We start from the raw sequence: 14,543 nt of genomic DNA on the forward strand, positions 1-14,543 counted from the left end.
GGGGGCTCCTACTCCTGTACAGTCCTTCTCGCAGCGCACCGCACGAATCGCGCAGCGAAACCTGGTCCTGTGGAGCAGTTTGGAGTGCTCGCCACCCTGTCAAGGTGGAGGCCGCGGGTTCAAATCCCGTCAGGACCGCAGCAGATAGAAGGCCCGCACCCCGCAAGGGACCGCGGGCCTTCCGCGTACCCGCCGCACCTCAAAGGCCGCGCCCCGCGGCGGAGCCGCGCATGAACACAGCAAATCCCGTCAGGACCGCAACAAGCAGAAGGCCCGCTCCCCGCAAGGGACCGCGGGCCTTTCCCGTGCCCGCCGTGCCCCGCATGGGACCGCGAACCCTCCCCGTACCCGCCCCCGCGCGACCAACAGCCGCGGGAGTCCGGGCCTTCGGTCCCGGCCTGTTCCGTGCCCCCCGGCGTCGTACACCCCCCAGGGCCCCTCATGCCGTCTTGACGGGCCCGTCAGCCCTCGGTACTCCAGGAGCAGGGCACAACTCCGTGGGGCCCCTGGAGGTGGCGTATGGCGGCATCGGCTAGGCACGAGACGCGGGCGTTGCTCCGCGCGCACCTGTCGGCCGCGTCGTCGTACCGGCATCTGATGCGCCACTGCCCCATCTGCCACCGCCTGTTGCGGCTCGCGCTGGACTCCCCGCCCCGTCCGCCGGAACCCGCCGAGGAACAACCCGCGCCCAACGGGCGTTCTCTCTAGCGCATATGCCACAGGCTCAACAAGGCGAGCGTCGTGTGACGGGTGTCACCGCATGAGTTTTGGGAAGTGCGGTACTTACACCTCTCCTACAACTAGTCAATTTAATATGTGCCATTGCACCACTCGGAGAGGTCCGCACGGGCCGGCGCCCGGCCGATCCCACACCCACCCCCAGACTCCGACAAGCCCGCGCACGGACCCCCCGGCCGGGACGGCGGCGACCCCGACAGCAGCGCACAAAAAAGATCGCGCTGGACCCGGCGGAGTCCAGCGCGATCGACGACGCACCCTTGTTCAGTTGCCTGGAAAGCTCTGATCGGCTTGGGCGAGGGGCCTGTTGGGGCAGTCCCCGCGTCGCTTGGAGCCAGTGTTCCCGGGCGTCTCGGCCAGTGGGGGACCAGCCGGTGTCACCCGGTTCATGCGGTGGTTCAGGCCTCGCTGCGCTGCTGCGGAATGCCCGCGAGCAGTGCGCGGACCTCGGCTTCGCGGTAGCGGCGGTGCCCGCCGAGCGTGCGGATCGACGTGAGCTTGCCTGCCTTCGCCCAGCGCGTGACCGTCTTCGGGTCGACGCGGAACATGGTGGCGACCTCAGCCGGGGTCAGCAGCGGCTCGGCATCAGGGGTGCGAGCGGTCATGAGCGGCCTCCTCGGGAGAACCGAACCTTCTCGGTTCTTTCCTCTAAATTCTGCACCTTGACCCGCGTTGCCCGAAATGGCGGACGCGAGTCGAGTCGGTTATAGGACGAACGGCTTGTCCTCGGCACTACAACTACACCATCTGTCCAGCCACGTCGGCCAAACCGATGGAATTGCCCTCCCAGGTGTTCATCAGCCGCGGAAGCCGATGGACCATGCCATAGCGGACAGTCACGCCGCTGTGACGATCAGTCACACCAGCGATCAGGAGTCACCAGACCCCCCAAAGCGTGCAATGCTGAGAATCCGCCCATAGTCGAGCACAGCAGGACGGAGGAGCCCTCCCCGGACTCCTTGTCCTATTTTGGCATGAGGGTGGGCAAGGGGCGCAAGGGCCGTGTAAGTGCGGTCCGTCACGCTTGACGCGCTTGAGGCATACGCCCGGATCGGCAGCTACGTCCGTTGTCGGGCTCGCGCTGACGGAATCTCAGGATGCTCAGGGCGAAGACAAAACCCCAAGAAGGGCGTTTGGTCAAACGTCAGTTCGCCGAGCGCAGGTCACGCACCGACCGCCAGCGCTCCACGAGCCGTCCGTAGGCCGCCCCGGCGCCCTCCTCGTCGCCGCGCCGCAGCGCCGCGATCCCTTCGGCCACGTCCGCCGCGGAGTGGTCGTCCTCCAGGGAGCCGGCCGGCAGCGCGTGCACCAGTCCGCCGTAGTCCAGCTCGACCAGCGAGCGCGGGTGGAACTCCTCCAGCCACCGCCCGACCTCCACCAGCCCGTCGATCAGCAGGCTCTCCTCCATCGCGTCCCGCAGCGCGCGCAGCCCCCGCGCCACCCGCCGGCGGGCCTGGACCATGGGCGTCCGGTACCGCAGGACGGGCGGCTCACCGGCGGCCCCCTTGCCGTACTCCCGCTCGCCGTCCTCGAACAGGACGAACCAGTTGATCGGCACGTGCCAGGTCGCGGTGCGGATCCAGGGCCGGGCGTCGGGGTGGCCGGACAGCCACCGTTCGTAGTCCTGGGTGGCCTGGTGCCGCACGACCGGGGGCAGCAGGGCGTCGAGGACCGGCAGCGGGAAGTCCTCGGCGAGCCCGCCCAGCGCCTGCCAGCCGCGCAGCCGGGTGCGCCAGGGGCAGACGCAGACCACGCCGTCGGCCTCCAGGACGAACGCGTCGTCGCTCTCGCGCACGGGCACCGGCACCGGCGGGGTGGCCGCCAGGCCCGCCAGCGACCGGCGGAGTTCGTCCTGGTAGGAGGGACGGTCGGAGCGGTCGGCGTAACGCCTCCAGTGACCGCGTTCCGGTTCCGGGAAGGCCGCCAGCGGTTCGTACACGCGCAAATAGGTCGCGTAGGGGACGATCACCGAGGACACCTTGGGCACGCCTGCTCCCTCCCCCGCCGACCGCCGCGAAAACCTGCCGGGACCCCGCCCGGACGGGTGGGAAACCACGGCAAACCGCCGCACGCGGTACTCCGGACGGAGGTGATATGGAACACGGTGCCGCCGTCGGACGCGTAAGGATCTACTCTCGTGCCACAGCCCCCGCCACCTCTACGGGAGCCGACCCCACCCGCCGCTACTGACTCAGGAGTCACCACAGTGACCGACGTATCTGACGGCGTCCTGCACACCCTGTTCCGCTCGGACCAGGGGGGACACGAGCAAGTCGTGCTCTGTCAGGACCGTGCCAGCGGCCTCAAGGCCGTCATCGCCATCCACTCCACCGCCCTGGGCCCGGCCCTCGGCGGTACGCGCTTCTACCCGTACGCCTCCGAGGAGGAGGCCGTCGCCGACGCGCTGAACCTCGCGCGCGGGATGTCGTACAAGAACGCCATGGCCGGTCTCGGCCACGGCGGTGGCAAGGCCGTGATCATCGGCGACCCGGAGCAGCTCAAGAGCGAGGAGCTGCTGCTGGCCTACGGCCGGTTCGTCGCCTCGCTCGGCGGCCGGTACGTCACCGCCTGCGACGTCGGCACCTATGTCGCCGACATGGACGTCGTGGCCCGCGAGTGCCGCTGGACCACCGGCCGCTCCCCCGAGAACGGCGGCGCGGGCGACTCGTCCGTGCTCACCTCCTTCGGTGTCTACCAGGGCATGCGGGCCGCCGCCCAGCACCTGTGGGGCGACCCGTCGCTGCGTGACCGCAAGGTCGGAGTCGCGGGCGTCGGCAAGGTCGGCCACCACCTGGTGGAGCACCTGCGCGCCGAGGGCGCCGAGGTCGTGATCACCGATGTGCGCGAGGACGCCGTGCGGCGCGTCCTCGACCGGCACCCCCGGGGCGTGTCGGCCGTCGCCGACACCGAGGCGCTGATCCGCACCGAGGGCCTGGACATCTACGCCCCGTGCGCGCTCGGCGGCGCGCTGAACGACGACAGCGTGCCGGTGCTGACCGCCAGGGTGGTCTGCGGCGCCGCCAACAACCAGCTCGCCCACCCGGGTGTGGAGAAGGACCTCGCCGACCGCGGGATCCTCTACGCCCCGGACTACGTGGTGAACGCCGGCGGTGTCATCCAGGTCGCCGACGAACTGCACGGTTTCGACTTCGACCGGTGCAAGGCGAAGGCGTCGAAGATCTTCGACACCACGCTCGCCATATTCGCACGTGCGAAGGAGGACGGGATTCCGCCGGCCGCCGCGGCCGACCGGATCGCCGAGCAGCGGATGGCGGAGGCGCGTCCGACCCGTTGAGAAGTGACGAGGGCGGCCCGGTCCGGGTCGCCCTCGTACGTTTGAGCGGTACCCGTCGGCGGGCACTTGGAGAGAACTCTCACTTCTCCCGGCGGGTCGACCGCCGATAAGTGGTTAAAATCGCGGTTGACCAGCGAGGACGGGGCGCCTCGACGGTCCTGGGCGCGGGCACCTGATGCGGGCGACGTACCGTATGGGCGCGGGCTCAGGTACCGTGGAAGCCCTACGGACCGGTCTCTCCACGGAGAGCCCGTTCTGGACCATGAACGCGTGTCAAGACTCTGGGGCCGTCGAGCCCCGTCGTTGAGGGGGTCGAGCCATGGGGCGCGGCCGGGCCAAGGCCAAGCAGACGAAGGTCGCCCGCCAGCTGAAGTACAACAGCGGTGGGACTGACCTCTCACGCCTGGCCGAGGAGCTGGGTGCATCGCCGTCGAATCAGCCACCGAACGGTGAGCGTTTCGAGGACGATGAGCAAGACGACGACCTGTACGCACGGTACGCCGACCTCTATGAGGACGACGACGAGGACGAGGACGGCCCGTCCTCCCAACGTCGCGGCGCTTGACCTTGCGCTGAGCATGAACCCGGTAGGTGACCCCGGTCACCGGCCGGGTTCAGTGCTGCCCGGGACCACCGGGCCGCTCTCACCACTCGGGATGCTGCCCGCGCGGTCACCGCGCGGGCAGCTTCCGCGTGCTCAGTTCGCGTAGTCACCGACGAGTGCCGCACCCGTGGCGTGGTCGTCACGGTCGGTGATCTCACCGGCCACCCAGGCGTCCACACCGCGGTCGGCCAGCGTCGCCAGCGCCACGTCGACGGACTCCTGCGGCACGATCGCGATCATGCCGACGCCCATGTTCAGGGTCTTCTCCAGTTCCAGCCGCTCGACCCAACCGGTCCGTCCGACCAGGTCGAACACCGGGGCGGGCGTCCAGGTGGAGCGGTCCACCGTCGCGTGCAGACCGTCGGGGATCACCCGCGCCAGGTTGGCCGCGAGCCCGCCGCCGGTGACATGGCTGAAGGCGTGCACCTCGGTGGTGCGCATCAGCGCCAGGCAGTCCAGCGAGTAGATCTTGGTGGGCTCCAGCAGTTCCTCGCCGAGGGTGCGGCCGAGCTCGTCGATCCGGGTCTCCAGGGCGAGCCCGGCGCGGTCCAGGAGCACGTGCCGGACGAGCGAGTAGCCGTTGGAGTGAAGGCCGGAGGCCGCCATGGCGATCACCGCGTCACCCGTACGGATGCGGTCCGGGCCGAGCAGCCGGTCGGCCTCCACGACGCCCGTACCGGCGCCGGCGACGTCGAAGTCGTCCGGGCCCAGCAGGCCCGGGTGCTCGGCCGTCTCGCCGCCGACCAGGGCGCATCCGGCCAGTACACAGCCTTCGGCGATGCCCTTGACGACGGCGGCGACCCGCTCGGGGTGGACCTTGCCGACGCAGATGTAGTCGGTCATGAACAGCGGCTCCGCGCCGCACACCACGATGTCGTCCATGACCATGGCGACCAGGTCGTGGCCGATGGAGTCGTAGACGCCCATCCGCCGCGCGATGTCGACCTTGGTGCCGACGCCGTCCGTGGCGGAGGCGAGCAGGGGGCGCTCGTAGTTCTTCAGGGCGGAGGCGTCGAAGAGGCCGGCGAATCCGCCGAGGCCGCCGAGGACCTCGGGGCGCCGGGTCTTCTTCACCCACTCCTTCATCAGCTCGACCGCGCGGTCGCCCGCTTCGATGTCGACGCCCGCCGCTGCGTAGCTGGCACCAGTGTTCTGGGACATGACTGTGAGAGCTTTCGTGTCGTCCGTCAGGGCTTACGGGCGGCGGATCGCGTCGACCGCGGCCGGGGCGGCGGTGCCGGCGGCCAGTTCGGTCTCCAGGAGCTGCTTGCCGAGGAGCTCGGGGTCGGGCAGCTCCATCGGGTACTCGCCGTCGAAGCAGGCGCGGCACAGGTTCGGCTTGGCGATGGTGGTCGCCTCGATCATGCCGTCTATGGAGATGTACGACAGCGAGTCGGCGCCCAGCGAGGTGCCGATCTCGTCGATGGTCATGCCGTTGGCGATGAGCTCGGCGCGGGTGGCGAAGTCGATGCCGAAGAAGCAGGGCCACTTCACGGGCGGCGAGGAGATCCGGATGTGGACCTCGGCGGCGCCCGCCTCACGGAGCATGCGGACCAGGGCGCGCTGGGTGTTGCCGCGGACGATCGAGTCGTCCACCACGACCAGGCGCTTGCCCTTGATGACTTCCTTGAGCGGGTTCAGCTTCAGGCGGATGCCGAGCTGGCGGATGGTCTGCGACGGCTGGATGAACGTACGTCCGACGTACGCGTTCTTGACCAGGCCGGCGCCGAAGGGGATGCCGGAGGCCTCCGCGTAGCCGATGGCGGCCGGGGTGCCCGATTCCGGGGTCGCTATGACCAGGTCGGCCTCGACCGGGGCCTCCGCGGCGAGGCGGCGGCCCATCTCGACGCGTGAGAGGTACACGTTCCGGCCGGCGATGTCGGTGTCCGGGCGGGCCAGGTACACGTACTCGAAGACACAGCCCTTGGGCTTCGCTTCCGCGAATCGGGACGTTCGCAGTCCGTTCTCGTCGATGGCGACGAACTCGCCCGGCTCGATCTCCCGCACGAAGCTCGCGCCGCAGATGTCGAGGGCGGCGGACTCCGAGGCGACGACCCAGCCGCGCTCGAGACGGCCGAGGACCAGCGGGCGGATGCCCTGCGGGTCGCGGGCCGCGTAGAGGGTGTTCTCGTCCATGAAGACGAGGCTGAAGGCGCCCCTGACCTTGGGGAGGACCACGTGCGCGGCCTGCTCCACGGTCACCGGCTCGCCGTCGGCGGCGCGCTGGCCGGCCAGCAGGGCGGTGATCAGGTCGGTGTCGTTGGTGGCCGCCACCTTGGGGGCGCGGCCGTTCTCCTTGGGGAGTTCGGCGACCATCTCGGCGAGCTGGGCTGTGTTGACCAGGTTGCCGTTGTGGCCGAGCGCGATGGATCCGTGCGCGGTGGCACGGAACGTCGGCTGGGCGTTCTCCCACACGGAGGCGCCGGTGGTCGAGTAGCGGGCGTGTCCGACCGCGATATGACCCTGGAGCGAACCGAGCGAGGTCTCGTCGAAGACCTGGGAAACGAGGCCCATGTCCTTGAAGACGAGGATCTGGGAGCCGTTGCTGACCGCGATACCCGCGGATTCCTGGCCCCGATGCTGGAGGGCGTAGAGCCCGAAGTACGTGAGCTTGGCGACCTCTTCGCCCGGAGCCCAGACACCGAAGACGCCGCAAGCGTCCTGAGGGCCCTTCTCGCCGGGGAGCAGGTCGTGGTTGAGTCGTCCGTCACCACGTGGCACGCCACCGAGTGTAGGCGAGATCGACCACTGGTCCGAATGCGGGATACGGGCGCCGGGGTGGATCAGCGCTCTGCGACGGCCCGGACACTGGTGCCGTTCTCGCTGGTCAGCGTGAGGGTCCGGCCTTCGATTTCGTAGCTCACGGTGCCGTTGAAGAGCTTCGTCAGAGTCCTCTCGCCGGCCATGAGTGAGTCTTCGCACATCATTCGGGTCAGACCCGGCACGCCCAGCGTGATACGGCCGTCGCGCACGGTGGCGCCGGCGTTGACCTGGTTGCAGCCGAGGCTGCCGGCGACGGTGCCCTCCTCCTGGTCGAAGGTGAGGTGGGCGCGGTGGTCGACGGCCGGCGTGGTGACGGTCCACTTGGTGCCGTGGAGCGGGCTGTCGCCGGTCCTGCTGAGGCGTACGGTGTCGCCGCCCTCGGTAGTGAGGGTGAGGCGGCCGTCGTTCACCTCGGTCGTCAGGGCTCCGTCGCCGAGGGTGCGGGCGAGGGTGCTTTCCATGTCCATGATCTGCTTTTCGCAGGCGCGGAGGGTGGTCTCCCGGTCGTCGAGCCGGATCCGGTCCCCCTCGAAGGTGACACGGCCCTTGAACAGGTTGCACCCGTAGTCACCGGTGGCCCGGCCGTCCTCGTCGAGGGTGAGGTGCGCGCCGTCGGGGGCGCGGTGGGTGGTGCCGTCGACGGTGACGCTGTCGACGGTCCAGCGGATGCCGGTGACCGGTTCGGCCGCTTCGGCGGTGCCGCTGCCGGCGCCCGCCTGCTCGCTGCCACAGGCCGCCGCGAGCGGGACGACGAGCACGGCGGCGACCGTCGTCAGGACCATGCGCTGCTGCTTCTGCCGGTACATGCCGGTTCGACGAGGGCGGGGAGCGGGTGGTTCCCCCAGGTCCCGGCGTTCCCGGAGGTTCACGTCAGCAGGGGCAGGTACGGGCCGAGGTCGGCCCGTTCCCCGCTCGCGCTCACCTCGGCGCCGGCCACGGCGTCCTGCCAGGCCGTCCGTCCGCCGGCCAGCCTGATCCAGGTCAGCGGGTCGGTCTCGACCACGTTCGGCGGGGTGCCGCGGGTGTGCCGGGGCCCCTCCACGCACTGCACGACCGCGTACGGCGGGATGCGCACCTCCGTCGAGCCGCCGGGCGCCTTCGCGGCGAGCGTGTCGGCGAGGAGCCGGGTGCAGGCGGCGAGGGCCTGACGGTCGTACGGGATGTCGAGGCCGGGGACGGCGGCGTTCAGGTCGTCGGTGTGGACGACGAGCTCCGCGGTGCGGGTGACCAGGTAGTCGGCCAGGGGCAGCGCGCCCGCGCCGGTGGGGAGCAGCCGGCTGCCGGGGTGGGTGTCGAGCCGGGCGGTGAAGCGCCGCTCGGCGTCGGCGAGGTGGGCGTCGGGTTCGGGGTGGTCCGCCGCGAGCCGCCGCGCGGTGCCGGCGATGGTGTCCGCGTCGGCCGCGATGGCGGACGGCCAGTCGAGCAGGTGCCCGTCCTGCCGGGCCGGCTCGGGCTCGTCGAGCAGCCGGTCCACGGCGGTCAGCGCCGTCCCGATGTGCGCGACCAGTTCCCGTACGGTCCAGTCGCCGAGCCGGGTGGGCAGGGCGAGCTGCTCCGGGGTGAGGGTGCGGACCGCCGCCCGTACGTTCCCGAACTGGGCCAGGACGGCGGCGCGGGTCTTCGCGGGGTCGTAGGAGCGGGGGCGCTTCTTGGCCGGTGGCATGGCGGCAGCCTATGCGGGTCCGGCGGGTGCCGGTTCGGGTATGCGGAACACCTCGCCGCCCCGGGGAACGCCCGTGCCGTGCCAGGTGAACGGGATGCCGCGCGCGGTGTCCGGGTCGGGGCCGTCCATCAGCTGGAAGTGCAGGTGGGGCTCGGAGGAGTTGCCGGAGTTGCCGCAGGCGGCGACCACGTCCCCGGCGCGCACCCGGTCGCCCTCGCGGACCGTGAGGGAGCCGCGCCTGAGGTGGGCGTAGGCCGCGTGGACGCCGTCGCCGAGGTCCAGGACGAGGTGGTTGCCGAGGATCCGGTGGACTCCGGTCATCTCGCGCACCGAGCCCTCGATCAGCATCAGGTACAGCAGCGCGGGCAGCGAGGTGCGGCTGCGGTGGTCACGCTGCCGGTCGTCGGCGCGGACGACCGTGGCGTCGGCGACGGCGCGCAGCGGGGCGCCGAACGCCGGGAAGTCCTGGGGCCGGCGCGTGAGCGGCCAGAGGACGGAGAAGCCCGGGCGGGCGCCCGGCTCCGGCTCGGCGACCACATCGATGGCGTAGGTCTGGCCGTAGGCGTGCACCCCGTGGCTCGGGGTCCGGTCGGCCGGGCTGTTCAGCGCGGACCAGCGGCCGGTGACGGGCGGGGCCACCTCGACGGGCTCACGGGCGACGCGCGGGGCGTCCGGGGCGCCGCCCCACCTGTTCACCGTGATGACCACGGCGTAGGCCAGGGCCAGGGGCACGAGGTCCCACCACCAGCCGTAGTCCCAGCGGAAGGAGATGTGGGCGATCACCAGCGCGATGAAGCCGAGTTGCAGGCCCCGGAAGGTGATCATGGCGAGTTTGCGTGCGGACATGTTTCCCCCTGTTGTCCTGGGCGTCGGGCAGTGGTCGGGTCAGGGCCGGGCCGCCGACAGCGTCACCAGCAGTGGTACGGCCCGGCCGGGCGGCACCTCGTAGCGGCCCCGGCCGGTGGTGTGCAGCCAGCCGGCGCCCGTCAGCTGCCGCAGGTGGTGGTAGATCTGGCCGGTCGTGCCGATCCCCTCCAGCTCGGCCAGCTCGGCGGCGGTGCGCCGGCCGCCGACTATCTCGCGCAGCAGCCGGAGCCGCACCGGATGGCCCAGCGCGGCGAGCGCCTCGGCGGCGTCCGGCCACGCGTAGGCCAGCAGCCCCTCGGTGAGCGCGCCGTGCTGCCACTCGTACTGCTCACCGGTCGGCAGCCGGACCGCGCCGGTGAACAGCACGCCGCCGTCGGCGGCCCGCAACTCGGCGAGCTGCTGCTTCAGTCCCTCCAGGGCCCAGAAGTCGCCCTCGCCCAGCCCGGGAGCGGAGCGGCCGGCCGCTTCCAGCGCGGCCAGTCGGCGCTCGAGCTCGGTCATGCGTTCTTCGAGTTCCACGCCTTCGAGATTACGTAACTACGTAATTCTTCGCAAGAGGGATTCCGCGGAAACCGCGGCGCGACACGACGAAGCCCCCGCCCGGACCGGGCGGGGGCTTCGTACGAGGCGGCGGGGGTCAGGCCAGCAGGGCCGGGATCGTCGCCTCGTGGGTCTCGCGCAGTTCGGTCAGGGTGAGGGTGAACTCGCCCTGCACCTCGACCGTGTCGCCGTCGACGACGCCGATGCGGGTGGCCGGGAGGCCGCGCGCACCGCACATGTCGTTGAAGCGGACCTCCTCCGAGCGCGGCACGGCGACGATCGCGCGGCCGGCCGACTCGGAGAAGAGGAAGGTGAACGCGTCGAGGCCGTCCGGGACGACCAGGCGGGCGCCCTTCCGTCCGAGCAGCGCCGACTCGACGACCGCCTGGATCAGGCCGCCGTCCGACAGGTCGTGCGCGGAGTCGATCATGCCGTCGCGGGAGGCGGAGATCAGGATCTCGCCGAGCAGGCGCTCGCGCTCCAGGTCGACCTTCGGGGGCAGCCCGCCGAGGTGGTCGTGGACGACCTGGGACCAGGCCGAGCCGCCGAACTCCTCGCGGGTGTCGCCGAGCAGGTACAGCAGCTGGCCGTCCTCCTGGAAGGCGACCGGCGTGCGGCGGGCCACGTCGTCGATGACACCGAGGACCGCGACCACCGGGGTCGGGTGGATGGCGACCTCGCCCGTCTGGTTGTAGAGCGAGACGTTGCCGCCGGTGACCGGGGTGCCGAGCTGCCGGCAGCCGTCCGCCAGACCGCGCACGGCCTCCGCGAACTGCCACATGACCGCCGGGTCCTCGGGCGAGCCGAAGTTCAGGCAGTCGGAGACGGCCAGCGGCTTGGCACCGGTCGTCGCCACGTTGCGGTACGCCTCCGCCAGGGCCAGCTGCGCGCCCGCGTACGGGTCGAGCTTGGCGTAGCGGCCGTTGCCGTCGGTGGCGATCGCGACGCCGAGGCCGGACGCCTCGTCGATGCGGATCATGCCGGAGTCCTCGGGCATGGCCAGCACGGTGTTGCCCTGGACGAAGTGGTCGTACTGCTGGGTGATCCACTGCTTGGAGGCCTGGTTGGGCGAGCCGACCAGCTTCAGGACCTGGTCCTTCAGCTCCTCGCTCGTCCCCGGGCGGGGCAGCTTGTTCGCGTCGTCCGCCTGGAGCGCGTCCTGCCACTCGGGGCGGGCGTACGGGCGCTCGTAGACCGGGCCGTCGTGGGCGACGGTGCGCGGGTCGACGTCGACGATCTTGCCGCCGTGCCAGTAGATCTCCAGGCGGTCGCCGTCGGTCACCTCGCCGATGACGGTGGCGATGACGTCCCACTTGTCGCAGATCTCCAGGAAGCGGTCGACCTTCTCCGGCTCGACCACCGCGCACATGCGCTCCTGCGACTCGCTCATGAGGATCTCCTCGGGCGAGAGCGTCGAGTCGCGCAGGGGCACGTCGTCCAGCGTCACGCGCATGCCGCCGGAACCGTTCGACGCCAGTTCGCTGGTCGCACAGGACAAGCCCGCCGCTCCCAGGTCCTGGATGCCGACGACCAGCTTCTCCCTGAACGCCTCCAGGGTGCACTCGATGAGGAGCTTCTCCTGGAAGGGGTCGCCGACCTGGACGGCGGGGCGCTTCGACGGCTTGGCGTCGTCGAAGGTCTCGGAGGCCAGGATCGATGCGCCGCCGATGCCGTCGCCGCCGGTGCGGGCGCCGTAGAGGATGACCTTGTTGCCGGCGCCGGAGGCCTTGGCGAGGTGGATGTCCTCGTGCCGCATCACGCCGATGGCTCCGGCGTTGACCAGCGGGTTGCCCTGGTAGCAGGCGTCGAAGACGACCTCGCCGCCGATGTTGGGCAGGCCCAGGCAGTTGCCGTAGCCGCCGATGCCGGCGACGACGCCCGGCAGGACGCGCTTGGTGTCGGGGTGGTCCGCGGCGCCGAAGCGCAGGGGGTCCACGACGGCGACCGGGCGGGCGCCCATCGCGATGATGTCGCGGACGATGCCGCCGACGCCGGTGGCCGCGCCCTGGTAGGGCTCCACGTACGACGGGTGGTTGTGGGACTCGACCTTGAAGGTGACCGCGTAGCCCTGGCCGACGTCGACGACGCCGGCGTTCTCGCCGATGCCGACGAGCATCGCGTCCGACTCGGGGGCCTTCTCGCCGAACTGGCGCAGGTGGACCTTGCTGCTCTTGTACGAGCAGTGCTCGGACCACATCACCGAGTACATGGCGAGCTCGGCGCCGGTCGGGCGGCGGCCGAGGATCTCCACCACCCGCTCGTACTCGTCCTTCTTCAGGCCCAGCTCGGCCCAGGGCAGCTCGACGTCGGGGGTCGCGGCCGCGTGCTCGACCGTGTCCAGAGGCGTCCGGCTCATGCGTTGACCAGCTTCTTGAGGATCGACGTGAAGAACGGCAGGCCGTCGGTACGGCCCGTACCGATCAGCGGCTCGACGGCGTGCTCGGGGTGCGGCATCAGGCCGACGACGTTGCCGGCGGCGTTGGTGATGCCGGCGATGTCGTTGAGCGAGCCGTTGGGGTTGACGTCCAGGTAACGGAAGGCGACGCGGCCCTCCGCCTCCAGCTCGTCCAGCGTCCGCTGATCGGCGACGTAACGGCCGTCCATGTTCTTCAGCGGGATGTGGATCTCCTGGCCGGCCGTGTAGTCGGCGGTCCAGGCGGTGTCCGCGTTCTCCACCCGCAGCTTCTGGTCGCGGCAGATGAAGTGCAGGTGGTCGTTGCCCAGCATGCCGCCGGGGAGCAGGTGCGCCTCGGTGAGGATCTGGAAGCCGTTGCAGATGCCGAGCACCGGCAGGCCGGCCCTGGCCTGGTCGATGACGGTGTCCATCACGGGCGAGAAGCGCGCGATGGCGCCGGCGCGCAGATAGTCGCCGTAACTGAAACCACCGCAGAGCACCACGGCGTCGACCTGCTTGAGGTCCTTGTCCTTGTGCCAGAGGGCGACGGGCTCGGCGCCTGCGACACGGATCGCGCGCTGGGTGTCCCGGTCGTCGAGGCTGCCCGGGAAAGTGACGACGCCAATACGAGCGGTCACTTCACGGCCTCCGCGACTTCCTCGACACGGACGGTGAAGTCCTCGATCACGGTGTTGGCGAGGAAGGATTCCGCAAGATCGTGGATACGGGCGAGCGCGGCCTCGTCGACCGGCCCGTCAACTTCCAGTTCGAATCGCTTTCCCTGACGGACGTCCGAGATCCCTTCGAAACCCAGTCGCGGCAGTGCGCGCTGCACCGCCTGGCCCTGGGGGTCGAGGATCTCCGGCTTGAGCATGACGTCGACTACGACGCGTGCCACTGGCACTCCCGGTGTGTGGTGCTGAGCAGGTTCCTTCAGACTACCCGTACAAAATTTCTACGCGGGTAGAGTTGTAGGAATCTACGTGAGCACGATCACGATTCGGCATCGCGAGGAGGCCCTCGGGAAAAGATCCGGGAAAGATCCGCGTCCCCTCGCACATCTCTATTGCGCCGCGGACACGCGGGCAGATTTAGTCGGGCTTCACAATGCAATGCCGGGCACTGTACAAATGAATTGTCATTAGCAGATACTTTGCCCGATTACAGGCGGACAGCCGAGATCTCGGCGACGTACCGGCACGTCATCACGGACGTCCGGACGAGAGGTGCCGCACGAAGGGACCGATATTCGTGGCGCAGAAGGTCGTGGTCACTCTCTTTGACGACATCGACGGCTCGGAAGCGGCGGAAACGATCGCCTTCGGACTGGACGGCAAGTCGTACGAGATCGACCTCAATGAAGCCAACGCCAGGAAACTGCGGAAGGCGCTCGAGCCGTACGTGGACGCCGGCCGCAAGCGGTCGCGCTCCGGCAAGGCGTACCGGCAGACGGAGGTCGCCCCCGACCCGGCCGCCGTACGCGCCTGGGCCCAGTCGAACCGGATGGACGTCCCCGCGCGGGGACGAATCCCGAAGAAGGTCTACGAGGCGTTCGAAGCGGCGCGGTGAGTCCGGCCGCGCGTCCCCGGCCCGGCGGGGTGACGCCGGGGCCGTTGCGGTGACGCCGGGGCCGTTGCGGTGGCGCCGGGGCCGTTGGGGTGACGCCGAGCTCGCCGGG

At 70.4% G+C, this 14,543-nt stretch carries 15 protein-coding genes and 1 tRNA gene; 5 read left to right on the forward strand and 11 right to left on the reverse strand.

The genetic code is table 11. The annotated features are described in order from the left end of the window. The first annotated feature begins 63 nt into the window (after nt 1–63). Nucleotides 64–138: transfer RNA gene (locus ACZ434_RS30565), tRNA-Asp, on the forward strand. Nucleotides 139–519: 381 nt separating this feature from the next. Beyond that, nucleotides 520–708: a DUF6274 family protein gene (locus ACZ434_RS30570; RefSeq protein WP_468461569.1), complete on the forward strand. Its 189-nt coding sequence runs from the start codon at nt 520–522 to the stop codon at nt 706–708. A gap of 428 nt (nt 709–1,136) precedes the next feature. On the opposite strand, the gene bldC is transcribed toward ACZ434_RS30570, so the two are convergent. Beyond that, nucleotides 1,137–1,343: a developmental transcriptional regulator BldC gene (gene bldC, locus ACZ434_RS30575; protein WP_003949541.1), complete on the reverse strand. Its 207-nt coding sequence runs from the start codon at nt 1,341–1,343 to the stop codon at nt 1,137–1,139. Between the two features lie 539 nt (nt 1,344–1,882). Then, nucleotides 1,883–2,725, reverse strand: coding sequence for a DUF8083 family protein (locus tag ACZ434_RS30580; protein ID WP_468461571.1), 843 nt, complete (start codon nt 2,723–2,725; stop codon nt 1,883–1,885). Nucleotides 2,726–2,944: 219 nt separating this feature from the next. Here ACZ434_RS30580 and ACZ434_RS30585 point away from each other — a divergent pair, with 219 nt between their 5' ends. Both ACZ434_RS30585 and ACZ434_RS30590 read left to right on the forward strand, forming a co-directional pair. Beyond that, nucleotides 2,945–4,033 carry a Leu/Phe/Val dehydrogenase gene (locus tag ACZ434_RS30585; RefSeq protein ID WP_468461573.1) on the forward strand — a complete coding sequence of 363 codons (1,089 nt, stop codon included), beginning with the start codon at nt 2,945–2,947 and terminating at the stop codon, nt 4,031–4,033. A 319-nt stretch (nt 4,034–4,352) separates the two neighbouring features. Beyond that, a complete protein-coding gene (locus ACZ434_RS30590) occupies nt 4,353–4,598 on the forward strand; it encodes a DUF3073 domain-containing protein (protein WP_078541017.1) in 246 nt (81 codons plus the stop codon). A gap of 132 nt (nt 4,599–4,730) precedes the next feature. On the opposite strand, the gene purM is transcribed toward ACZ434_RS30590, so the two are convergent. The 9 genes from purM to purS form a co-directional block, all read right to left on the reverse strand. Continuing rightward, entirely contained in the window at nt 4,731–5,798 is a 1,068-nt protein-coding gene (gene purM, locus ACZ434_RS30595) for a phosphoribosylformylglycinamidine cyclo-ligase (RefSeq protein WP_468461576.1), read from the reverse strand. Between the two features lie 33 nt (nt 5,799–5,831). Then, complete coding sequence (gene purF / locus ACZ434_RS30600) at nt 5,832–7,358, reverse strand: amidophosphoribosyltransferase (protein WP_468461578.1); 1,527 nt, start codon at nt 7,356–7,358, stop codon at nt 5,832–5,834. A gap of 62 nt (nt 7,359–7,420) precedes the next feature. Next, entirely contained in the window at nt 7,421–8,206 is a 786-nt protein-coding gene (locus ACZ434_RS30605; protein WP_468461580.1) for an META domain-containing protein, read from the reverse strand. 59 nt (nt 8,207–8,265) lie between these two features. Next, nucleotides 8,266–9,063 (reverse strand): maleylpyruvate isomerase family mycothiol-dependent enzyme, encoded by a 798-nt coding sequence (locus ACZ434_RS30610; protein ID WP_468461582.1) that lies wholly within the window; start codon nt 9,061–9,063, stop codon nt 8,266–8,268. 9 nt (nt 9,064–9,072) lie between these two features. Further along, nucleotides 9,073–9,909, reverse strand: coding sequence for a M23 family metallopeptidase (locus ACZ434_RS30615; protein WP_468461584.1), 837 nt, complete (start codon nt 9,907–9,909; stop codon nt 9,073–9,075). Between the two features lie 39 nt (nt 9,910–9,948). Beyond that, the gene (locus ACZ434_RS30620) at nt 9,949–10,431 is read right to left on the reverse strand and encodes an ArsR/SmtB family transcription factor (protein ID WP_468461628.1); all 483 of its coding nucleotides are present in this window, start codon (nt 10,429–10,431) and stop codon (nt 9,949–9,951) included. Nucleotides 10,432–10,567: 136 nt separating this feature from the next. After that, the gene (gene purL, locus ACZ434_RS30625; protein WP_468461586.1) at nt 10,568–12,826 is read right to left on the reverse strand and encodes a phosphoribosylformylglycinamidine synthase subunit PurL; all 2,259 of its coding nucleotides are present in this window, start codon (nt 12,824–12,826) and stop codon (nt 10,568–10,570) included. Further along, nucleotides 12,823–13,503: a phosphoribosylformylglycinamidine synthase subunit PurQ gene (purQ, locus tag ACZ434_RS30630; protein WP_468461588.1), complete on the reverse strand. Its 681-nt coding sequence runs from the start codon at nt 13,501–13,503 to the stop codon at nt 12,823–12,825. The genes purL and purQ overlap by 4 nt, the downstream gene beginning before the upstream one ends. Next, entirely contained in the window at nt 13,500–13,763 is a 264-nt protein-coding gene (purS, locus tag ACZ434_RS30635; protein WP_010045045.1) for a phosphoribosylformylglycinamidine synthase subunit PurS, read from the reverse strand. Before purS ends, purQ begins: the two co-directional genes overlap by 4 nt. 353 nt (nt 13,764–14,116) lie before the next feature. Here purS and ACZ434_RS30640 point away from each other — a divergent pair, with 353 nt between their 5' ends. Further along, nucleotides 14,117–14,434 (forward strand): histone-like nucleoid-structuring protein Lsr2, encoded by a 318-nt coding sequence (locus tag ACZ434_RS30640; protein ID WP_468461590.1) that lies wholly within the window; start codon nt 14,117–14,119, stop codon nt 14,432–14,434. Nucleotides 14,435–14,543: the final 109 nt, after the last annotated feature.

The sequence above is a fragment of the Streptomyces sp. NPDC030893 genome, assembly GCF_055571535.1.

Bases quoted from the DNA above. Each gene is read 5' to 3' on its own strand.
- ACZ434_RS30570 (WP_468461569.1), top strand. From the start codon at position 520: ATGGCGGCATCGGCTAGGCACGAGACGCGGGCGTTGCTCCGCGCGCAC.
- bldC (WP_003949541.1), bottom strand. From the start codon at position 1,343: ATGACCGCTCGCACCCCTGATGCCGAGCCGCTGCTGACCCCGGCTGAG.
- ACZ434_RS30590 (WP_078541017.1), top strand. From the start codon at position 4,353: ATGGGGCGCGGCCGGGCCAAGGCCAAGCAGACGAAGGTCGCCCGCCAG.
- purM (WP_468461576.1), bottom strand. From the start codon at position 5,798: ATGTCCCAGAACACTGGTGCCAGCTACGCAGCGGCGGGCGTCGACATC.
- ACZ434_RS30605 (WP_468461580.1), bottom strand. From the start codon at position 8,206: ATGTACCGGCAGAAGCAGCAGCGCATGGTCCTGACGACGGTCGCCGCC.
- ACZ434_RS30610 (WP_468461582.1), bottom strand. From the start codon at position 9,063: ATGCCACCGGCCAAGAAGCGCCCCCGCTCCTACGACCCCGCGAAGACC.
- ACZ434_RS30615 (WP_468461584.1), bottom strand. From the start codon at position 9,909: ATGTCCGCACGCAAACTCGCCATGATCACCTTCCGGGGCCTGCAACTC.
- ACZ434_RS30620 (WP_468461628.1), bottom strand. From the start codon at position 10,431: ATGACCGAGCTCGAGCGCCGACTGGCCGCGCTGGAAGCGGCCGGCCGC.
- purL (WP_468461586.1), bottom strand. From the start codon at position 12,826: ATGAGCCGGACGCCTCTGGACACGGTCGAGCACGCGGCCGCGACCCCC.